This window comes from Novosphingobium sp. MBES04, assembly GCF_000813185.1.
In the GTDB taxonomy this organism is placed as follows: Bacteria; Pseudomonadota; Alphaproteobacteria; order Sphingomonadales; family Sphingomonadaceae; genus Novosphingobium; species Novosphingobium decolorationis.
On record NZ_DF850490.1, the window covers coordinates 181,359 to 200,813 of the forward strand.

General features: G+C 64.5%; 19 protein-coding genes and 1 pseudogene. 4 read left to right on the plus strand and 16 right to left on the minus strand.

The features are described from left to right. Window positions 1-280, plus strand: a 280-nt coding sequence (locus MBENS4_RS22725; RefSeq protein WP_159108123.1) for an ATP-binding protein, incomplete at its 5' end; no start/stop codon positions are given. Between the two features lie 156 nt (window positions 281-436). Here MBENS4_RS22725 and MBENS4_RS22730 read toward each other — a convergent pair. Then, the gene (locus MBENS4_RS22730; RefSeq protein ID WP_039396278.1) at window positions 437-1,345 is read right to left on the minus strand and encodes a LysR family transcriptional regulator; all 909 of its coding nucleotides are present in this window, start codon (window positions 1,343-1,345) and stop codon (window positions 437-439) included. A gap of 143 nt (window positions 1,346-1,488) precedes the next feature. On the opposite strand from MBENS4_RS22730, the gene MBENS4_RS22735 reads away from it, so the two are divergent. Then, window positions 1,489-1,818: a nuclear transport factor 2 family protein gene (locus MBENS4_RS22735; protein ID WP_039396280.1), complete on the plus strand. Its 330-nt coding sequence runs from the start codon at window positions 1,489-1,491 to the stop codon at window positions 1,816-1,818. Further along, window positions 1,815-2,594 carry an SDR family oxidoreductase gene (locus tag MBENS4_RS22740; protein ID WP_039396283.1) on the plus strand — a complete coding sequence of 260 codons (780 nt, stop codon included), beginning with the start codon at window positions 1,815-1,817 and terminating at the stop codon, window positions 2,592-2,594. Before MBENS4_RS22735 ends, MBENS4_RS22740 begins: the two co-directional genes overlap by 4 nt. Window positions 2,595-2,890: 296 nt before the next feature. On the opposite strand, the gene MBENS4_RS25090 is transcribed toward MBENS4_RS22740, so the two are convergent. The 9 genes and pseudogenes from MBENS4_RS25090 to MBENS4_RS22780 all read right to left on the minus strand — a co-directional run bounded on the left by MBENS4_RS25090 (window position 2,891) and on the right by MBENS4_RS22780 (window position 14,272). Beyond that, a complete protein-coding gene (locus tag MBENS4_RS25090; RefSeq protein ID WP_084592333.1) occupies window positions 2,891-3,064 on the minus strand; it encodes a YbdD/YjiX family protein in 174 nt (57 codons plus the stop codon). Then, window positions 3,061-5,124, minus strand: a complete 2,064-nt coding sequence (locus MBENS4_RS22745) for a carbon starvation CstA family protein (protein WP_039396287.1) — start codon at window positions 5,122-5,124, stop codon at window positions 3,061-3,063. The genes MBENS4_RS25090 and MBENS4_RS22745 overlap by 4 nt, the downstream gene beginning before the upstream one ends. Window positions 5,125-5,182: 58 nt before the next feature. Then, window positions 5,183-6,370 carry a PepSY-associated TM helix domain-containing protein gene (locus MBENS4_RS22750; RefSeq protein WP_052322721.1) on the minus strand — a complete coding sequence of 396 codons (1,188 nt, stop codon included), beginning with the start codon at window positions 6,368-6,370 and terminating at the stop codon, window positions 5,183-5,185. A gap of 14 nt (window positions 6,371-6,384) precedes the next feature. Continuing rightward, window positions 6,385-8,535 carry a TonB-dependent siderophore receptor gene (locus MBENS4_RS22755; RefSeq protein ID WP_052322722.1) on the minus strand — a complete coding sequence of 717 codons (2,151 nt, stop codon included), beginning with the start codon at window positions 8,533-8,535 and terminating at the stop codon, window positions 6,385-6,387. A 240-nt stretch (window positions 8,536-8,775) separates the two neighbouring features. Beyond that, on the minus strand, window positions 8,776-9,822 hold the full coding sequence (locus tag MBENS4_RS22760) for a c-type cytochrome (protein ID WP_039396296.1): 1,047 nt from the start codon (window positions 9,820-9,822) through the stop codon (window positions 8,776-8,778). Further along, window positions 9,819-10,409, minus strand: a complete 591-nt coding sequence (locus tag MBENS4_RS22765; RefSeq protein ID WP_039396298.1) for a cytochrome c oxidase assembly protein — start codon at window positions 10,407-10,409, stop codon at window positions 9,819-9,821. Before MBENS4_RS22765 ends, MBENS4_RS22760 begins: the two co-directional genes overlap by 4 nt. Beyond that, a complete protein-coding gene (locus MBENS4_RS22770; RefSeq protein WP_039396301.1) occupies window positions 10,406-10,789 on the minus strand; it encodes a membrane protein in 384 nt (127 codons plus the stop codon). Before MBENS4_RS22770 ends, MBENS4_RS22765 begins: the two co-directional genes overlap by 4 nt. Then, window positions 10,789-13,310: pseudogene (locus MBENS4_RS22775) on the minus strand (cbb3-type cytochrome c oxidase subunit I). Before MBENS4_RS22775 ends, MBENS4_RS22770 begins: the two are co-directional and overlap by 1 nt. Next, window positions 13,307-14,272 carry a cytochrome c oxidase subunit II gene (locus MBENS4_RS22780; RefSeq protein WP_052322723.1) on the minus strand — a complete coding sequence of 322 codons (966 nt, stop codon included), beginning with the start codon at window positions 14,270-14,272 and terminating at the stop codon, window positions 13,307-13,309. Before MBENS4_RS22780 ends, MBENS4_RS22775 begins: the two are co-directional and overlap by 4 nt. A 158-nt stretch (window positions 14,273-14,430) precedes the next feature. Here MBENS4_RS22780 and MBENS4_RS22785 point away from each other — a divergent pair, with 158 nt between their 5' ends. Continuing rightward, a complete protein-coding gene (locus MBENS4_RS22785; protein ID WP_039396303.1) occupies window positions 14,431-15,024 on the plus strand; it encodes a DedA family protein in 594 nt (197 codons plus the stop codon). Between the two features lie 34 nt (window positions 15,025-15,058). On the opposite strand, the gene MBENS4_RS22790 is transcribed toward MBENS4_RS22785, so the two are convergent. The 6 genes from MBENS4_RS22790 to MBENS4_RS27040 all read right to left on the minus strand — a co-directional run bounded on the left by MBENS4_RS22790 (window position 15,059) and on the right by MBENS4_RS27040 (window position 19,261). Next, window positions 15,059-15,241: a YezD family protein gene (locus MBENS4_RS22790; protein WP_039396306.1), complete on the minus strand. Its 183-nt coding sequence runs from the start codon at window positions 15,239-15,241 to the stop codon at window positions 15,059-15,061. Beyond that, entirely contained in the window at window positions 15,238-16,215 is a 978-nt protein-coding gene (locus MBENS4_RS22795; RefSeq protein ID WP_052322724.1) for a sulfate/molybdate ABC transporter ATP-binding protein, read from the minus strand. The genes MBENS4_RS22790 and MBENS4_RS22795 overlap by 4 nt, the downstream gene beginning before the upstream one ends. Continuing rightward, a complete protein-coding gene (locus tag MBENS4_RS22800; protein WP_084592334.1) occupies window positions 16,216-16,878 on the minus strand; it encodes a sulfate ABC transporter permease in 663 nt (220 codons plus the stop codon). It lies immediately after the preceding gene. Beyond that, the gene (locus MBENS4_RS22805; RefSeq protein ID WP_039396309.1) at window positions 16,871-17,170 is read right to left on the minus strand and encodes a ribbon-helix-helix domain-containing protein; all 300 of its coding nucleotides are present in this window, start codon (window positions 17,168-17,170) and stop codon (window positions 16,871-16,873) included. The genes MBENS4_RS22800 and MBENS4_RS22805 overlap by 8 nt, the downstream gene beginning before the upstream one ends. Before the next feature lie 1,069 nt (window positions 17,171-18,239). Next, window positions 18,240-18,767: a DUF2493 domain-containing protein gene (locus MBENS4_RS27035; RefSeq protein WP_242405092.1), complete on the minus strand. Its 528-nt coding sequence runs from the start codon at window positions 18,765-18,767 to the stop codon at window positions 18,240-18,242. Further along, window positions 18,764-19,261, minus strand: coding sequence for a hypothetical protein (locus MBENS4_RS27040; protein ID WP_242405093.1), 498 nt, complete (start codon window positions 19,259-19,261; stop codon window positions 18,764-18,766). The genes MBENS4_RS27035 and MBENS4_RS27040 overlap by 4 nt, the downstream gene beginning before the upstream one ends. Between the last annotated feature and the right edge of the window lie 194 nt (window positions 19,262-19,455).

Here is a 19,455-nt window from a genome sequence, read left to right on the forward strand (position 1 = left end):
CAGCGCCCGATACGAACGCAGATCCCTGCTCATCACCGCCAACCAACCCTTCGGTGAGTGGAACCGCGTCTTCCCGGACCCGGCAATGACGCTCGCTGCGGTCGACAGGCTCGTGCATCACGCCACGATCTTCGAGATGAACGTCGAAAGTTATCGTCGGCGCACGGCTCAGGCCCGCCGCACCGGGGCTGGACGTCCTGCCGCCTACACCACACCAAAAGTCCTCGAGACCATCCCCGACAATCAGGATGAGAACGAGGTCCTTGCCAGCGACAATTAAAATCGGCACTGAATGACGCGCCGCGACAATCACATTCTCATCCTGATTGACGCGCAATCCTCATCCTGTTTGTCGCGCTACACGGTCCGCACCTAAGAACGTAAAATTGGGTGCTGAACGGCAACTAAGGGTCGGATTCAGCCACCATCGAGCATGTCAGTCCTTCGCGCCGGCGTGGGCAACATCGCGCGCCAGAGCGATGAAGGCGGCGAAGGCGGCCGAAGGGTTGCGGCGGTTCGGATAGTAGAGGGCAAGCGGGGCAAGTGGCGGGGTCCAGTCCTCCAGAGCCCTGATCAGGCGTCCCGATGCCAATTCGTCGCGAACATCGGGTTCCATGAAGAAGCCAATCCCGACACTGTCCAGAACGGCGATACGGGCAAGGCTCGCTTCGTCGAGCGTGACAGGGCCATCGACATCGACCTGTATTGCTTGGCCCTGCCTTTCGAAATGCCAGCGGTACACGCCACCGTCAGGCAAGCGCACCCGCAGACAGCGGTGGGATTGGAGATCTGTGGGCCGGTTCGGCTTGCCGTTCTCTTCGAAATAGGTGGGAGTGGCGACGACCACGAAACGCCTCGGGCCACCGATGCGCACGGCGATCATATCGCTGGGCACGAGATCGGCGCTCCGGATACCCAGATCGAAACCCTCGCCGATGATGTCGACCAGACGACCTTCGGTCACAAGATCGACATGCACCTGCGGATAGCGGCGCATATACGGCAGGATGAGCGGGGCCATGACCTCGCGCGCTGCGGTTGGGAAGGCGTTTATGCGCAGTGTTCCTGATGGCACTTCCTGCTGCGAGCGTGCGGTTTCCATCGCTTCGTGAATGTCCTGCAGCGCAGGACCGACTTTTGCCACGAACGTCCTGCCGGCATCGGTGAGCGAAACGCTGCGGGTGGTCCGGTTGAACAGGCGAACACCCAGCTGGCGCTCAAGCCTGCCGATGGCATTGCTCAGAGCCGTGGTCGACATGCCAAGATCGGTGGCAGCTGCGCGGAAGGTGCCCTTGTGCAGGATCGCCATCACAGCGTCGAGCTCGATAAGGTTATGTCGGCTCATTATTCTGAAATTCGCAATACCACATCCATCTTTATCCCGATTATCGAGCCAGTGGTCCATCGCTAAAATGGCTTCCGTCAACACACCGGACCGGGATCGCCTCAGCAGGCAATCCTGGTTCGCTAAAGTGATGGAGAACAAAAATGGCTATCGATCTGCCCCGGGCCATCGCCCGCTATTTCACTGCCGACGAGACGAAGGATGCCGAGCGCGTGGCGCAATGCTTCACCCAGGCAGCGCTTGTGCGGGACGAAGGCGAGAACCATGAAGGCCGCGCCGCGATCAGGAAATGGAAAGAGTCTTCCTCTACGAAATACAGCTATACGGTCGAACCGTTTTCGTTGGAGGCCGACGCGGATCGCATTGTCGTCACCAGTCACATGGAGGGCGATTTTCCCGGCAGCCCGGTCGATCTGCGCTACTTCTTCGTGCTGGAGGGAGAGAAGATCAGCGCGCTGGAAATCAAGCCATGACAGACTTTCTCAGCCTGAAGGGCAAGCGTGCTCTTATCACCTCGGGCACGCGCGGCGCGGGGGCTGCAACAGTCAGCCTCTTTCGCGAGCTTGGTGCCCGGGTGCTGACCACGGCCCGCAGCAAGCCGGACAGCAGTACCGATACCGCGTTTGTCGCGGCCGATCTCAGGACACCTGAAGGCTGCGACGCCGTGGCTTCAGCGGTGCAGGAATGCCTGGGGGGCGTGGACATCGTCGTCCACATGCTCGGGGGCTCGTCGGCCCCTTCCGGGGGCTTTGCCGTTCTTGGCGATGCGGACTGGCAGGCCGAGATCGACCTGAACCTGATGCCTGCGGTGCGCCTGGATCGGGCGCTGGTTCCGGGCATGGTGTCGCAGGGCGCTGGCGTCATTATCCATGTCACCTCGATCCAGCGCGAAATGCCGCTGCCGGAATCGACAACGGCCTATGCCGCCGCGAAGGCGGCCCTATCGACGTATAGCAAGGCGCTGTCGAAGGAAGTATCGCCGCGCGGTGTCAGGGTGGTGCGTGTCTCCCCCGGATGGATCGAAACCGAAGCGTCGATCGCATTGGCGTCCCGACTGGCCCGTGAACATGGCGGTGACATCGAGCAAGGCATGCAGATCATCATGGCGTCGCTGGGCACGATCCCGATCGGCAGACCGGCAAAGCCGGACGAGGTCGCCAGTCTTGTCGCCTTTCTGGCGTCCGACCGGGCCGGGGTCATCACTGGTACCGAATATGTCATCGATGGCGGGACCGTGCCTACTGCATGACACCGCGTTGTGGGCGGCGCCGTACCAGCGGAAGCAGTCCTCCAATTCGGGCATAGAGCCAGAGATTCGCCGACCACCCCCTCGTCTTACAGTCGCGTCAGAGGAAAGCGAGCCGGCCCACTCCTGGGCCGGCGCAGTTTTTGAGATCGCTTCTGACGATTGTGAGTGCGGATGCGGAACGCGAGAGGTAATACGCGATCCCGCCATCTTGTGGCCTTGGCGCCACCCTTTGCAGGCCCACCGATTTGTAAGGCCTGAAATTTCGCATGCAGCCCGGTCAGAGGGGAGTTGCGCCCTCAGCAGCACTTACCGCCGCCCGCACCGCCGAAGCGGGCCGCCTCGCGGTTGCGGAAGAATTCGACGCGGCTCATCGGCTCCTCCCCTGGGTGGTGGCGGGCCATGTGCGCCAGGTAGACTTCGTAGGGTGGCTGTCCGACCATGAGCCGCAGGGTGTCGCGCAGGATCTTCATGACGCGGCCAGCATGTGCGCGGGGCTTTCTTGGACACTGGGCGCATCGCTGCGCAGCGCGGCAAGGCAGGTCCGTACCGTGAAGCCGAGCAGCGAGAGGACCACTGCGAGGAAGATCACGCACAGCCCCGCATCCACCCGGTCGTTGAAGATGATCGCGTCCATCTCGGCCATCGATTTGGCTGGGGCCAGAACCGTGCCGCTTGCGGCGGCGGCGCCGAACTTGGCGGCGTGGGCGAGGAAGCCGACCGCCGGATCGGCCGAGAAGAGCTTGAGGAACCCGGCGCTCAGCGTGCAGATCAGCAGCCATACGGTGGGGATCACGGTGACGAAGGCAAAACGCTGGCGCTTCATGCGGAACAGGACGCAGGTTGCCAGCATGAGCGCGACCGCCGCCAGCATCTGGTTGGAAATGCCAAAAACCGGCCACAATGTGTTCACCCCGCCCAGCGGGTCGGTGACGCCCTGGTAGAGGAAGAAGCCCCAGCTTGCAACGCACAGGCCCGTGGCGACGACACCCGGGACCCAGGAGGTTCCGGCCCGGAACGAAGGCACGGCAAGGCCGATCAGGTCCTGGAGCATGAAGCGCCCTGCGCGGGTACCAGCATCGACCGCGGTGAGGATGAAGAGCGCCTCGAAGAGGATCGCAAAGTGGTACCAGAACGCCTTCATCGCGCTGCCACCCGCGATATGGCTGAAGATCTCGGCCATGGCGACGGCAAGAGTAGGAGCGCCGCCCGTGCGCGAGATGATGGTATGTTCGCCCACGTCGCGCGCGGTCTGGGTCAGCAGCTCGGGGGTGACAGGGAAGCCCATGGACGAGACCGCCTGCGCGGCGCTGGCGGGGTCGGTGCCCAGGACCGCGGCGGGGCTGTTCATGGCAAAGTAGATGCCCGGATCGAGTATCGTGGCCCCCACCAGCGCCATGATCGCGACGAAGGCCTCCATCAGCATCGCACCATAACCGATGAAGGGGGCATCGGTCTCGGCGGCGATCAGCTTGGGGGTCGTGCCGCTGGCGATGAGGGCATGGAAGCCCGACACCGCGCCGCAGGCGATGGTAATGAAGAGGAACGGGAAAAGCGCACCCGACCAGGCCGGGCCGCCTCCGTCCACGAACTGGGTGAGGGCGGGCATGCGCAGCGGCGGGGCCATGACCACGATGCCGATGGCCAGCGCACTGATCGCGCCGATCTTGAGGAAGGTGGAGAGATAGTCGCGGGGGGCGAGCAGCAGCCAAACCGGCAGCAGCGAGGCGAGCGCGCCGTAGCCGATGAGGATCCAGCACAGGGCCTCGGGGGTGAACGTGAAGAGCGGGCCCAGCACCGGCGAGGCGGCGATATCCTGCCCGAAGACGATGGCCGCAATCAGCCCCGCGCAGCCCAGGATCGAGACTTCGCCGATCCGACCGGGGCGTATCCAGCGGGTATAGACGCCCATCGCGAGGGCCAGCGGGATCGTGGCGGCGACGGTGAACATACCCCAGGGGCTTTCGGCAAGGGCGCGCACGACGATGAGCGCGAGGACGGCGAGAATGATGACCATGATGAGGAAGGCCCCGGCAAGCGCGATCGTGCCTGCGACCGGCCCCATCTCGAGGCGGACCAGTTCCCCCAGCGACTTGCCATCGCGGCGCATCGAGATGAACAGCACCATAAAGTCCTGCACCGCGCCTGCCAGTACCACGCCGAAGATGATCCACAAGGTCCCGGGCAGATAGCCCATCTGCGCGGCCAGCACCGGGCCGACCAGCGGGCCGGCTCCGGCGATGGCGGCGAAGTGGTGGCCGAACAGGACGCGCTTGTCGGTGGCGACGTAGTCGAGCCCGTCGGCGCGGGTGTGAGCCGGTGTCGCGCGCCTGGGATCGAGCTTCATCACATGGCGCGCGATATAGAGCGCATAGTAGCGGTAGCCGACCAGGAAACTGCTGATCGCCGCGACCACGATCCACAGGGCGTTGACATCCTCCCCGCGCGACACGGCCAGTACGGTCAGGCACACGGTGGCGGCAAGGGCGAGCAGGACCCAGGGGGCGTGGCGGAGAAGTGAGGAGGCGTTCATGCCCCGGGTATCGGGCGCTTTGGGCGTTCTGGCAATCCTGTGTGTGATGCGCGCTGGCTCACACGGCTCCGCCGATGGCATAGGGCGTGAGGACAAGGGCGAGGAGGATCAGCGCCAGACTGGCCCAGGCCCAGGCGCCCATGTCCTGCCGGGCGATGGTGACAGCGCCGCGCGCGCCGCGCTCCGCCTTTTCGAGGCGCTTGGCGTAGATGATGACCCCGGTCACCGACATCCCGGTGAGGATCAGGCCGAAGAGGAACCAGATAACCTTGGTGACGAGCCCGCCGAAGGTGCCGAAATGCAGCGGGTCGGCCATCTCCGAGATGCGTTCATGGAGGCCCAGGTCCTCGCCCTCCAGCTGCGTCAGCACCGCGCCGTCGGCCGGGTCGAGCGCAACCCCGTTCGCCCGGTCGCGCACTAGCCAGGCGGCGTCCTGCCCGAGCAGGATCACGCCCTGCCGGGGGGTGAAGCGGATCTCGCGGATGTCGAGATCCGGGCGCAGGTGCCGGGCCCGTGCGACGAGCCGGTCGAGCGCCGCACCAGTCGGCGCCGCCCGCGCCTGTTCGGTCCGGGCCAGCTCGGGAACCGGCGCATGGCCGCCGAGCGTCTCGACCAGATACCACAGGCCGGTCAGCGAAATGAGGGCGATGAACCACAGGCTCCACAGCCCGCCAAGGCGGTGCAGGTCTCCGCTGAGGCGCCGGGCATCCCCGCCCCGCGGCCGTTTGAAGAAGCCGCGCCACCACTTCTTGTAGGTGACGATGCCGGTGACGAGCGAGGCGAGGAGGAGGAGCGCCAGCGCGCTGACGATGGGAATGCCGACTTGCGTCGGCAGCATCAGATGGCGGTGGATCTGGCGCAGGAAGCGGTGCGCGTTGGCCCAGCCATGCGTGCCGGTGACCTTGCCGCTCCACGGATCGACATAGACCCTGCGGGGGGAACCCGCGCCGGTGTCGACCCAGGCTTCGGCGGTGAACCAGGGGTCGATCGGGGCGTGGAGCGACTGCAGGCGTCCCTCGGGCACCGCGCTGGCCGCGGCGGCCGCCAGTGTGCCCCAGCTGGCGCGCGGCCCCGTGTGCGGGGTGGTGCGCATGGCGGGCGTCACCAGCCAGTCGATCTCGTGGGCGAAGACCGCAAGTGTGCCGGTCGCCAGCACAAAGGTCATGAAGATCGAAAGCTTGAAGCCCGCCCAGCTGTGGACGCGCCACCACAGCGAACGCCCCTTGGGTTTGCGCGCCTTGGCCATGCGTGCCGTCCCGCTCAGAACCGCACGCGCAGTTCGGCCAGGAACGTGCGCGGCGATCCGGGGAAATGGCCGCTGCGGTTGGAGAAGCCCGAGGCTGCGTAGACCTTGTCGAAGATGTTGTCGGCGCGCAGGAGAAGCTCGGCGAAGCCCAGGCTCTTGGTGATCGAGGCGTCAAAGATGGTGTAGGGCTTCACAGTCTGCCCCGAGAGGCTGATGCGGCGCGAGACATGCTCGCCTCCGAAAGCGAAGGCCGCGGCGATTGCGGGAACCTGGTAGCGTGTCCAGAAGCCGACCTTGTGGCGCGGCGCGTTGGCGAAGCGGTCGCCCACGCCGTTGGTGATCGCCTGGCCCTCGACCGTGTCGGTGATGCGCGTGTCGTTGTAGCCGTAGTTCACCATCAGCACCCAGTCGGGGGTGATGTCGGTGGTGAGGTCGATTTCGAAGCCCTTGCTGGTGACCTCGCCGATGGGCGCGAGCTGGTCGACGCCGTTGACGGGCGGGAGCGTGGGGTCGACCTGCAGGATGTTGCGGCGCACGATCCGGTAGAGCGCCGCGTTGGCCTGAAGGCGGCCATCGAAGAGCTGCGTCTTCACGCCGCCTTCGATCTGGTTGCCGGTGACGGGCGCGAAGGGGCCGCCTGCATCGCTGTTCTGATCGGCCGCGCTTTGCGGCTCGAAGCTCTGCGACCAGCTCGCGTAGAGCGAGACGTCGGAGCGCGGCTTGAAGATCGCGCCACCGCGCAGCGTCACGTCGCTGTCGGCGTAGCGCGTACGGTCCTGCAGCGCGCCGCCAAGGCTGCGGATCACCTCGTCCTCGAAATGATCGTAGCGAATGCCCGCCACCAGCAGCAGTGCGTCGGTGAGGCTGATCTGGTCCTGGAGGTAGGCGCCCTGGCGGCGGGTGCGCGTGTCGGTGGTGGTATAGGGAAGCTGCGCGGCGCGCTGCGCATCGCCCGCACCCAGGCCATAGACCGGATTGCTGAGGCTGAGCGGGGCGACGTCGGTGCGCAGGATGCGCGAATGCAGCACGCTCGTCTCGTCGTACCAGTCGGCCCCGGCCTGAAAGTTGTGCTCCAGGCCCAGCAGATCCATCCGCGCTGCCGCGTTGACCATGAACGAGAGCCCGTCGACGGGACGGATCTGGTCGCGGAATTCGCGCACGACCAGGTCCGGGTTGTCGGCCACGAGCCCGCGCGGCTCGTGGTACTGCTGCGTCTCCTTCGCCTTGAAGTAGCGCGCACCCGCGTTGAAGGTCACCGCCTCGCCGATGCGTGTCTCATAGCGCGCCTGGTAAGCTTCGGAGCGCAGGTTCAGAAAATCGGTCTTCTCGTTCGCGTTCCAGCGGATGTCGGTGAGGAAGTTGCCGTCATCATCGACGAGCACCCCGCGCAGGCGGTTGGCCTGCAGCTCATTGTCGTAGACCGTGGCCTGCAGGGTCAGCTTGCCACCCTCGTTCGTGCGAATGGCAAGGCCCGCATCGCCTATGCGCGATTTGTTCTGGGTGTTGCGGCGGTAGGGATCCATCGATTCGTAGAAGCCGCCGAGCCGGTAGGTGAGGATCCCATCGCGGTCGATCGCTCCTGTCGCTTCGGCGGACAGGCCTATCCGGTCGTAGGTGCCGCCGGTGAGGACGGCGCGCAGGCCGGTTTCCTCGGACGGGGTCTTGGAGACGTAGTTGATGATGCCGCCGGGCGAGCCGGGGCCGAAGAACAGACCCGCCGGGCCCTTGAGCACTTCCACCCGCTCGATGTTGAAAAGCTGGGGGACGGAGAAGCCGATGAAGGGATTGCCGCGCTGCCCATCGTAGAAGGACTGGTCCTGCCGGAAGCCGCGGAAGGTGACGCCCGCATAGCTGAAGAAGCTGACGCCCGAGATGTTGCGGTAGATGTCGGTCGCATCGCGGGCCCCCTGGTCGGCGAAGAGCTCCGAATTGATGACCTGGAGAGCCTGGGGAATGTTCATCGGGTCCTGCGCGACCTTGCCGACGGTGGTCTCCTCGACACGGTAGAGGCGCTGCGCGCGGCCGGTGACGAGAATCTCGCCCGCTGTCGTGGTGTCTCTGGTCGGCGTGGAGGCGGCCTCGGGGGCCGGGGCCTCCTGGGCCGCGGCGGGTATGGCAACGAAAGCGGCCGCCGACGCGATCAGCGCGGCCCGGAATGAAAGCACGTGTATCTCCCCTGTTACATTGCTGCGAATTGTTCGCAGCAGGGGCTTCGTAGCTACCGTGCCTCATATTCAATAGCTATTGCGACTTATTTGCATGCGATCAGGGGGAGTTCGTTGCACCATGGGCGCTCAGTCTTGGAGTCAAACCATCGAGGCCGCAGACCAGGAACCGTGGCCACGCCCACGTGTGGCACAAACCGTCTATCGCGGCAGGGGCAGGTCGCGAACTAACGGCCCCCGTCAGGGCGGCGTTAGACGACGGCCTTGTGAAAGAGCGCGAGCGAGAGGCTCGATCTGATCCTCGGGAATGCGCCTTGCGATGACCGGCATGGGCAGCTGCGACTTGTGTAGGTCGATGACGGTATCGTCCCCCTGCCAGGCCCGCAGGCGATCGGCGAGGTAGCCGGCCCGCTGTCCGGCCAGGATCGGGGCTGTCTTACTCGGCGCGTGGCAACGCGCGCAGGCAGGCAGCTGCCGGGTGCGATCCCCTCCATTTACCAGATGATGCGCGGCGTCGAGCGGTGCATCGTGCAGTCCGGGCAGCTGCGCATAGTGCCTTGCCAGCGCCTGCATCTCGCTGTCGGTGAGCGTGGCTGCGGCGACCTGCATCGGACCGCTGTGGCGCGCTCCCGACGCGTAGCGGCGCAGCGCCGTGTAGAGGTGGGCACGCTTCTGGCCTGCGAGGATGGGGATGTCGGGCTGGCCCTGGCCAAGGCCATCGCTCCCGTGGCAGCCGGCGCATTGGCGGACGAGGGGAGGAGATAGTGCGACGTCCGAAGTGGCGAGGCTCAGCTCGGCGTAGCGGCCCGCGTCCATCGTCGGCAGCTGGCGCAGGAAGCCGACCATACGGCGCACCTCGTCGGGGCGATCCTGTGTCGGCCAGGCCGGCATGCCGGTGTATTTCACCCCGTGGGTGACGATCCAGAACAGTTCGCGGTCGGAATAATGGGTAACTGTCCGGGCCAGATCGGGGGCATGGGGCGTGGCGCTCTGCATGGCGGGGGAGGGGGCTACACCGGGCGCTCCGTGACAGACCTGACAGGCTTGCCGGAAGTGCCCAGCAGCGCTGATGAGCGCACCATCGTCGCGCACCTGCTCGGGGGTCTGAAACGCCGAATAGGTGCGGGCCGAATTCTGCATCGTCCAGTGCAGGAACCATTCGGTCACGGCCCAGTGGCCTGTCGTTGCCGCAAGCGGAAAGAGGCCGGACCAGGCGAACAGCAGGCCGGCGGCGGCAAGCGCGGAAAGGCTGGCAAGGACGCGTTTCCATGTAAGGCGCAGGGTCATGCGGTCTCCTTGGGGCCAGAGCGCAGAAGTGTGGCAAGGAGGGCGAGCCCCCCGATCAGATAGCTGGCGCCGCCGACCAGCAGCATCACCACACCGCCCAGTTGCTGGTCACTCAGGGCATCGAGTCCAAAGGGCCCCGATCCGCAGATGTAGAGCGGGCGCGGGGCGAGGCCGATGAGAACGCCCAGCAGCGTCATGTGCATGGAGGTCAGCAGGAGGGCGCCGATCCCGGCGGCGCGCGCCTGCACGTTGAGTGCCGCACACCACAAGAGCGTACCGGCCGCCAGAAAGCTCGCCTGCTCCAGTACCGCAACCATCAGCGAGCTGTCCGACAGGGCCCGCAGCAGCGGCAGGTGCCAGCCCCAGACCGTCATCAGTTCGAGCAGCATCATTGGCAGCGGGGCGACGATGCCAGGGTATCTGCGGGCAGGATCGAGGCCGCTTCCCGTCAGTCCCCAGGCAAGAAGCGGCGCGGCGATGGCGACCGCCAGCATGTGGCCCGCCATATGCCCGGTCATGCCCCACCGTGAGGTCAGAACACCCAGTGGGAGCAATGTGAGACCGAGGAGAAAGGGCGCGCGTCTCATGTGCATTCCCGAAGGAAAACGACCGGGAGCGCGGTGAAGATCACGCCCACCGTGCTGAGCGCGGCCAGAAGCAGCGTGGCCGTGGCCAGAAAGCGCAGACGGTCTATCCGGGTGCTTTCCTGATGCGGAGGGGGATCTCCGGGTGTCCGGGACTGGTGCCAGGCGACCCAGCCCGCGAGCGCAATCACCGCAAGGGCCAGAACCGTCCCGCCGATATAGAGCCAGGGCATTGTCGCGAAGTGACCTGTCTTGGCGCAGGAAATCGCCGCCCACAGGTACGAAAACAGGAAATGCGCCGCCCAGGCCGTGGGGGGCACGATCAGCACCCACAACGTGATGCGCAGGCGATGCTCCCATTTGCGAGGCGCGGGGTCGGACATCACGATACCTCCGGAAACAGGCCGATGGTCGCATAGGTCACGACGACGCTCAGCACGAAGAAATGCATGAACAGGGTGACATTGCGGATATCGGCATCGTGCCGGGCGGTCATGCGCCCGGCCAGGCCGCGGGCCAGGACATAGGCCTGCATGATAATGGCAAGCCCGGCGTGGGCGACCGTCCAGATGGTCAGCGTCCAGACTATGGCGGGGTAGGAGTGGGTCTCGGGGTTCAGACCCGACAGCCACGGCCCGGCGAGACCGGCCGCGCCGCTTCCCAGCGCGGCGAGCATCGCCCCTGTCAGCAGCAGCGCCATGGGCCCCGTTGCCCCCCGGCTGTTGGCGCTGCGCGCCGCCAGGGTGAGGAGCCAGCTGACCCCGCCTGCGAGCAGCGCGACCATTGGCCAGAACCAGCCCGGACCGTCGGCCAGCGCCATGGGAGGGAAGGTTTCGTGGCGGGTCCAGAAGAAGTAGTAGCCGAAGACAAGGCCCGAAAACGCCGTCGCGTCAGCCATCATGGTGATGAACATGGCCCACCAGCCCGGCGCGCTGCGCCCCGAGATGTAGAGCGGAAGCTCGAGGCCGTGACCGATGGGCTTGGAAGGTTTCTCGGGGATTTCAGCCGTGCCGGTCCAGAGCCACCAGACCACGCAGGCCAGCGTCAGCACAGAGCCGATCAGGGCGAGGCCATAAAGGTGGTAGGTCGTCAGGATGAACACCGAGCCAAGCGCGAAGGCCGTCAGCATCGGTACCCAGGCCGGGGTGCCCAGGCGGATCACGGCGAGGGGGCGCGCGTCAATCACGCTGGTGACGATGGTCTCGCGTCGGCCTTCCTCGGCGTCGGGGAGAAAGTAGCGCCCCTCATCCACCTTGCGCATGAAATCGGGCTGGTCCCAGATCGGGTAGCGGCTTTCGATAAGGGGGATGGAGCGGATGCCCCAGTGCTCGTCCTGCGGGTGGGCGAGCCATTCCAGCGTGCCCGCGTTCCAGGGATTGCGGGTGGCGAGCGGGCGGCGCGGGCTCAGGCACATGTCGATGCAGATCACCGCGACGCCAGCTGCGAACAGGAAGGCCCCGGCCGTCGAGGCCATATTGAGATCGCCCAGGCCCAGTTCTTCGGGGTAGGTGAAGACGCGGCGCGGCATCCCCATGAGGCCGGAGAGGTGCATCGGGAAGAAGCACAGGTTCACGCCCGCGAACAGGATCCAGAAGGCGATGCGCCCCAGCCTGTCGGAGAGTTTCTTGCCGGTGATGAGCGGCCAGTAATAGTAGAGCCCGGCAAACAGCGGCAGCAGCGTCCCCCGATCAGCACATAATGCAGGTGCGCAACGACGAAATAGGTGTCGTGCGCCTGCCAGTCGAAGGGGGCGACAGCCACCATCACCCCGGTCAGTCCACCGATGACGAAGACGCCCAGGCTTCCCGTGGCGTAGAGGAGGGGCGTCGACCAGTTGACCCGGCCCGCCCACAAGGTCGCGATGAACACGAAGATCTGGACCGCAGTGGGAATGGCGACCGCTTCGGACGCGGCCGAGAAGAAACCGAGGCTGATCTTGGGCAGGCCCGTCGTGAACATGTGGTGGACCCACAGCCCGAACGAGAGGAACGCGGTGCCCACCGCCGCGAGCACGATCCAGGGATAGCCCAGCAGATGCCGACGCGCGAAGGTGGGTACGAGCATCGCAAACAGCGCGATCGAGGGCAGGAAGACGATGTAGACTTCCGGGTGACCGAAGATCCAGAACAGGTGCTGCCACAGAAGCGGATCGCCCCCGCGCGTCGCGTCGAAGAAGGGCCAGTTGAGCAGGCGCTCCATCTCGAACAGGACATCGCCCGCAATGAGCGGCGGGAAGGCGAACAGGATCATCACCGCCACGACCAGGATGTACCAGGCGTAGAGCGGCATGAGATTGAGGCGCATGCCCGGCGGGCGGCATTTGAGCACGCCCACGATCAGCTCCACCGCCGCCGCGATCGAGGAGACCTCGATGAAGGAGAGGCCCAGCATCCAGATGTCCGCGCCGATCCCGGAGAGGTCGGTGCGGGTGGTAAGCGGGGGGTACATGAACCAGCCCCCGTCGGGCGCGGCGTTGAACAGGATCGAGCCACCCACGAAGACCCCGCCCAAGAGGAACGACCAGTAGCCAAAGGCGGAGAGACGCGGAAAGGGTAGGTCCCGCGCGCCCAGCAGCTGGGGCAGGAGAATGATCGAGACCGCCTCGAACATCGGCACGGCGAAGAGGAACATCATCATCGAGCCGTGCAGCGTGAAAAGCTGGTTGAAGGTGGCCGGTCCGATCAGCTCATTCTCGGGCACGGCCAGCTGCGCGCGCATGAGCAGGCCCAGCACACCGGCAAAGAGCATGAACACGAAGCCGGTCAGCACATACCACGCGCCCACCGCGTCATTGTTGCAGTCCGTCCACTTGAGAAAGATGCCTTTGGGCGCGGCCCAGACGGCGCGAAGGCGCTCCTCCTGGGCGCGGCGCAGGGCCGGATCGTCCTGGTCGTGGAGGCTCATTCGCGGCCTTTCAGGTAGCGGGCGATGGCCAAGGCCTCTTCGCGCGAGAGATCGGTGTAGGTCGGCATCCGCGCGCCAGGCTTGAGGTCCTGCGGCGCACGGATAAAGTCGGCGGTGTTGGCGAGAGTGGGCTCCTGCGTGCCCGCGCCAAGACTCCTGCGGTGGGCATAGCGGGTAAGATCAGGACCGATCTGGCCTGTATGTTCGGTCCCCTGGATGGCGTGACAAGCGCCGCAGCCCTGGTCCGCAAAGAGGCGTGCTCCTCGGCTGTCCTTGGGAGGGGCGGCTGTGCCCGTCCGTTGCTCAGCCAGCCAGGAGTCGAAGGCGACAGGCTCCATTGCGACGACCTCGAAAGCCATGAGTGCATGGGCAAGCCCGCACAGTTCCGCGCAGACCCCGCGGTATCGGCCTGGCTTGGTGGCCTTGACGACAAGGCGGTTCTCGCGCCCGGGGATCATGTCCATCTTGCCCGCAAGGCCCGGTATCCAGAAGCTGTGCACGACATCGTGTGCGGCCAGCGTGAAAACCACGGTGCGCCCGGTCGGGATGCGGATCTCGTTGGCATCGACGAGGCGCCCTTGCGGGTCTTGCGGATCGTAGATGACGCGCCACCAGAACTGTTCGCCCTCGACCCGGATCTCCAGATCGCCCGGCGCACTGTCCATCGGCCGCATGGCGGGGAGAGCGTAAAGGAGGAGACCTGCCAGCAGCACGGTCGGCACGATCGCGCCCATCCAAAGTACCAGCTTCATGCCGCCTTTGTGGCTGAGGCTGCCTTCGGGTGCCCGTACCGCCCGAAAATAGAGCGCAAGAGTGATCGCGGCGAGGCTAAGCGCGGCTAAGGCCATGACCAGCGTAAGCGTGCGTGTCTCCCCGGCCTCCACACCGAAAGGGGCCAGTGCGGACTGGTGGGTATTGCAGGCCGCGGCCAGCAGGCAGGCCAGCAGGATCGCGTAGCGCACAGAAAGCCCCTTGCTATGGACTGGGCGCAACGTTCCGCACGCGCATTTGTTCGACCTTCCCACGCGGCAAAAGCATTTCAAAGTGTGTCTGGGCCACTATCAGGCAACCCCGGTGCGCGTTCGACCATTCTCTTCGCTCGCAGGAAGAGGATGCGCAGATGGCTGATTGGATACGCGATTTTGTGGCGGAAGGAGGCTATCCTGCCATCGCGCTCCTTATGTTCCTGGAGAACGTCTTCCCGCCCATTCCTTCCGAGATCATCATGCCGCTGGCGGGAGCGGAGGCGGCGAACGGAAAGCTCGCCATCATCGGCGTGGTCGTGGCGGGCAGCATCGGATCTTTGGCCGGTGCGCTGCTGTGGTACGCCTTGGCCCGCTGGCTGGGTGGGAAGCGGCTGAAGGACTGGTCGGCAAAACATGGGCGATGGACGACGCTGTCGGTCCAGGACATCGAATGGGCCGAGCGCCTCTTTCGTAAGTTCGGCACGCCGCTGGTCTTTGGCGGGCGCCTTGTGCCCACAGTGCGTACACTCGTTGCCATTCCTGCGGGGATCTTCGCCATGCCGCTTGTGCGCTTCGTGCCACTGACGCTGGCGGGCACACTCTTCTGGGAGGGCGGGCTTGCCTATGCGGGCTATGCGCTTGGCGAGGAGTACCGCCAGGTGCAGGATTATCTCAACCCCGCAACCACCGCGATCCTCCTCGGCCTCCTGGGCTATTACATCTACCGCCTTGTCACCTTCAAACACTGAAGGAGTGCGGGTGTCCTGTTGTGGTCGGTCTCACCTAGCGTACGGGCACCAGGCGCCGCTTCTCGGTCACGTCGATCTGGACCACGCGGCCTTCGTGAACGGTCAGCGAGACGCTGCCGAACTTAAGCCCGCTGAGTGCCTCGCGCACGCTCGCCAGGGTGGCTTCAAGCGCGTGGTCACCCGTCGCGGCGGCATTGGTATGCGACGGGGCCGTCACGACGCGCCCCCGTCCAGTCCGTGAATGATGTGAAAGCGGCGCGGGCGGATATGGACCGTGTCGCCCGCGGCAGGCGGTGAACGACGCCCATCGGCATCGAACTCGATGAGCCCGGCAAGCTCCTCGCTGTGTGCCTCAATCCGCCAGAAGCCGCCCTTGCGGAAGACATTGGCGACCTGCACTGGATGTCCCACATCGCCTGACGTCTCGATCTCGATGTCGTGCGGTCGTACGAGGTGGCCACCCGGCAGGCGCGTGCTTTCCCCCACGAAGCGGGCAACGAAGGGGCTGGCGGGCGCCATGTAGATTTCCTCAGGTGAGCCGATCTGCTCGATCCGGCCGCCCTCCATCACCACCACACGATCCGCCAATTCGAGTGCCTCTTCCTGGTCGTGGGTGACGAAGATGGTAGTCAGGCCCATCTGCTTGTGAAGCTCACCCAGCCAACGGCGCAGATGCTTGCGCACCTGCGCGTCGAGCGCGCCGAAAGGTTCATCAAGGAGAAGCAGCTGCGGTTCCGTGGCAAGGGCGCGGGCGAGCGCGACGCGCTGCCGCTGGCCGCCCGAAAGCTGTGCGGGATAGCGTGCGCCAAGGCCGCCCAACTGGACCAGGTCGAGAAGCTCTTCGGCGCGGGCCCGGATCGCCTCGCGTGAGGGGCGTTCGCGGCGGCCGCGCACCGACAGGCCAAAGCCCACGTTGTCGGCGACGGTCATGTGCTTGAAGAGCGCGTAGTGCTGGAAGACGAAGCCCACCTTGCGCTGCGCAACCTTCAGATCGGTCACGTCCTCGCCGTTGAAGCGCACGGTGCCCCGCTCGGGAAAGGCGAGCCCGGCAATGATGCGTAGGAGCGTCGTCTTGCCCGAACCGCTGGGGCCCAGGAGGGCAAGGAACTCGCCATCGCGCACCGACAGGTCGATATCCTGGAGCACGGTCTGCGTGCCGTAGCTTTGGGCTATTCCGGAAAGTTCGATCATCTAGGCATTCCTCCGTTGATGGTGCTGGAACCGCGCCTCGACCAGGGTCTTGAGAACCAGGGTGACAAGGGCGAGGCCGGCCAGCAGCGAGGCCACCGCAAAGGCGGCCACGAAGTTGTATTCGTTGTAGAGAATCTCGACGTGGAGCGGCATCGTGTTGGTCAGTCCGCGCAGGTGCCCCGAGACCACCGAGACCGCACCGAACTCGCCCATCGCCCGCGCGTTGCACAAGAGCACGCCGTAAAGCAGGCCCCAGCGCACGTTGGGCAACGTGACGCGCAGGAACGTCTGCAGGCCCGAGGCTCCCAACGAGAGCGCGGCCTCCTCGTCGTCGCGTCCCTGTTCCAGCATGAGCGGGATGAGTTCGCGGGCGACGAAGGGGAAGGTGACGAAGATGGTCGCAAGGACTATCCCCGGCACCGCGAAGACGATCTGGATGTCGTGGCTGTCGAGCCAGGGTCCGAGCCACCCCTGTGCCCCGAAAAGCAGCACGTAGACCAGGCCTGCCACCACCGAAAGAACGAGCCAGATCATCATCATTTCGTGCGAGAAGAGCTGGGAACCGCGCGTGAAGTTTGTCGAGTTCGGGATCACCTTTCCGCGGGCGGAATGATGTTCAAGCGTGGCCGCTTTTCGGCTGAAGCGAATGTCGCCGTCACGCATGGTATTTGGTCACTGACTGGGAGGAAGCGTTCAAGAGTCTTTGTACAGACTCAGTCCCTTCGCGTTCCTCGATCTGCCACAAGGTTTGCGTTACGAGGATCTCGAGTGCCATTAAGATTCGGTCAACGTTGATCCCGCGTTGGGCGAGAGCAAATGGAAGGCCGATACGGATGGCATAGCGAAGGGCCTCCGAACGTGATGTTTCCATCTGTTCGGCAAGCTGATCGATAAGCTTCAGTTCGCCAGAACTTAAACGGACCGAGCGAGCTTGTGTGCTCTGATTTTGTTCCAACTCAAGCTCTCCTGAGAGAACCTGATTTGGCTATCGCAAAGACGTTATACTCTATCTATTCCACACATGTCTAGCATCTAGGCGAGCACTATGGTGTACGCCTAAGGCACTGCTATATGGTGATCAATTGTCTCTATGTAGTATTGTCCACGGTGGTATACGCGTACACGATAGTCTACGTTTTGATTTGAAAGGGAAAACCATACGGCCTGCCGTGTAGGGTGTGCCAAAAATCAGGGACTGAGGGCCCTCGACTTGTCGAGGGAGGTAATATCGGGTTCCCGAGATCTCCATGGGGCGTCCAGTGGGGTCCATGGCCGTAAGGCCGAGATATTCGACCCAGTGGCCTGGTCGTCAGACCAAGCCGACAGGGTCCTTCTATAAGTGGACTGTGGTCGAGGGGAGAGCATAGTCACTTGCCTTCACCGTGGTGGATGAAATAGTTTCGTTCATTGAAGGTCCAAGGTGTTTCTTGAATGCGGCTACTGTCGAGCGTGATTTCAGGGTTCTTCCAATTGCAAATGGAGGAAGCTGTGAATCCCAAAATTGAACGCGAGCGGTAGGCTATTGAAGCCGAAGAAGCGCCTCTTGCAGAGCGGAAAAAGCGTCTCGCCGAAAAGGAGCGTACGGAGCAGGATCGAGAGATCCAAAAGCTCGTGAGAAAGCTCCCTTTCGAGGCTGCGCGCGCGATCCTTGAGGCTTCGGTGAAGATGGGCGCAGATAAGGCGCTTGCGTTTCTGCAGGGCTCGGTATCTGTGCCTACGCAGCGCAGCACGTCAAATGCTGCGGCCGCTACTTCAAAGGCCAGTTCTCTGGCGGCTTCAGGCTTGAGAGTTTGAAGCAAAAAAGGGGCCGAACGACGTGCCCCGGCGCGCCTGCGGTGGGTAGCCAGGATCGGCAACGCTGACTTTCCGGCGCTCGGCACAGTGCGTTTCGGGTACGCAGAGGGTACAACCCGTCAGGGTTCGTCCCGATCGCGGCGAAGGGGTTCGATGCCCCTGAGCCGCGCCTTTCGCACGGAGAAAGAAATGGGAGCCTCCGGCCGTGGCCGGGACCTCCCATGTGGCGTTCAGGCCTGCTTGATGCGCTCGGGCGAGATTTGGTCGGCGATGCGGCGGATGTGCATCGGTACGCCAGCGGCACGAAGGTCCTGCGCGAGGTTGCTCTGGATGCCGGATCCTTCGCAGACGATCGCTTCGACCGGACGAAGCTTCACGAGCGTCTCGTTGCGCATGAACGGTGCGCAGTTGCCGTGCTGGCGATTGGGGAGGAAGTGAATAGCGTGGACCTTGCGTGATTGTGCCCAGCCTGTTGCGATGGCATCGACGCCCTTGCGCATTCCGGTCGTGGCAAGGACCGTCTCGGGGATGCGTGCCTCGATGTCGTCGAGGATCTCCCACAGCATTGCGTGGTCGTGCCAGACTTGACCGCCCGATACGACAACGACGGGTCCGGTCGGAGCGAGCTGTTCGTCGCGTTGGCGCTGGCGGGCTACGAGGAAGTCGCGGGCTTGGACCTGTGAGGCCGTGGCTGTGTTCTTCGAGACTTGCGAACCGCGGGCAGCGGTGAATGGGCGACCCGTTTCGACCCGGTTCATGTCGGATGCGTGGTCCGCATGGCTTCCAGCGCTTCGCGGCATCCTTGCATGGTCTGGCAGAGGATCTGTGTCTCTTCGACTTCGACGGTGTGGATTTCGCTCGTGTTGTTGATGCGGACCAGTTCGCCCAGCTTCTTGGCGGCATCGTCCTCACGCCCCTCGGCAAGCCGTGCGGTCATGTGGAAGGAGTTGACGAAGCCCCATGCAAGGCACTGTGCGTGTTCTTCCATGATCGTGTCGCGGACAACGTCGAAGAGCGTGCCGACGATCAGCTCGACGGCTGCGCGGGCCTGATCGGGATCCGGCATTTGGTTGAAGACCGGTTCGTCCATGTAGGTGAGCTTGGCCAGCTCGTTGTGCTCGATCAAGGCACCCGCGTGAGTCTCGGCAGCATATTCATCCGTTGTAGCCTTGGCGATACGGTCGTTGGCGAGGATGTCAGCTAAGTTGTTGAAAGCGTGCCTGAAAGACTCCGATTCTTGAAGCGTTCCCATCGTGCCCCCCCCCAAAAAAAAATTCATCGGCGCAGAGGGGAGGAGTCAGGGACGACGCGCCTGGGCGCGTCGCCGTGAAACGAGCGTGGGGGAGCCGATTTTCTCGGCGGCCAGCTTGCTGGTTGTCGTGAAAATTGGGGGGCACCGCGATCCTTGACGGAGCCCCGAACGTCGATAGGTTTTGGCAGGTGTTC

What these genes read in the sequence shown, in the direction of transcription:
- MBENS4_RS22765 (WP_039396298.1), bottom strand. Translation starts at nt 10,409, where the DNA reads ATGAGACGCGCGCCCTTTCTCCTCGGTCTCACATTGCTCCCACTGGGT.
- MBENS4_RS22750 (WP_052322721.1), bottom strand. Translation starts at nt 6,370, where the DNA reads ATGGCCAAGGCGCGCAAACCCAAGGGGCGTTCGCTGTGGTGGCGCGTC.
- MBENS4_RS22770 (WP_039396301.1), bottom strand. Translation starts at nt 10,789, where the DNA reads ATGTCCGACCCCGCGCCTCGCAAATGGGAGCATCGCCTGCGCATCACG.
- MBENS4_RS22760 (WP_039396296.1), bottom strand. Translation starts at nt 9,822, where the DNA reads ATGACCCTGCGCCTTACATGGAAACGCGTCCTTGCCAGCCTTTCCGCG.
- MBENS4_RS27035 (WP_242405092.1), bottom strand. Translation starts at nt 18,767, where the DNA reads ATGAACCGGGTCGAAACGGGTCGCCCATTCACCGCTGCCCGCGGTTCG.
- MBENS4_RS22730 (WP_039396278.1), bottom strand. Translation starts at nt 1,345, where the DNA reads ATGAGCCGACATAACCTTATCGAGCTCGACGCTGTGATGGCGATCCTG.
- MBENS4_RS22745 (WP_039396287.1), bottom strand. Translation starts at nt 5,124, where the DNA reads ATGAACGCCTCCTCACTTCTCCGCCACGCCCCCTGGGTCCTGCTCGCC.
- MBENS4_RS22800 (WP_084592334.1), bottom strand. Translation starts at nt 16,878, where the DNA reads ATGCGTGACGGCGACATTCGCTTCAGCCGAAAAGCGGCCACGCTTGAA.
- MBENS4_RS22735 (WP_039396280.1), top strand. Translation starts at nt 1,489, where the DNA reads ATGGCTATCGATCTGCCCCGGGCCATCGCCCGCTATTTCACTGCCGAC.
- MBENS4_RS22785 (WP_039396303.1), top strand. Translation starts at nt 14,431, where the DNA reads ATGGCTGATTGGATACGCGATTTTGTGGCGGAAGGAGGCTATCCTGCC.
- MBENS4_RS22740 (WP_039396283.1), top strand. Translation starts at nt 1,815, where the DNA reads ATGACAGACTTTCTCAGCCTGAAGGGCAAGCGTGCTCTTATCACCTCG.
- MBENS4_RS25090 (WP_084592333.1), bottom strand. Translation starts at nt 3,064, where the DNA reads ATGAAGATCCTGCGCGACACCCTGCGGCTCATGGTCGGACAGCCACCC.
- MBENS4_RS22795 (WP_052322724.1), bottom strand. Translation starts at nt 16,215, where the DNA reads ATGATCGAACTTTCCGGAATAGCCCAAAGCTACGGCACGCAGACCGTG.
- MBENS4_RS27040 (WP_242405093.1), bottom strand. Translation starts at nt 19,261, where the DNA reads ATGGGAACGCTTCAAGAATCGGAGTCTTTCAGGCACGCTTTCAACAAC.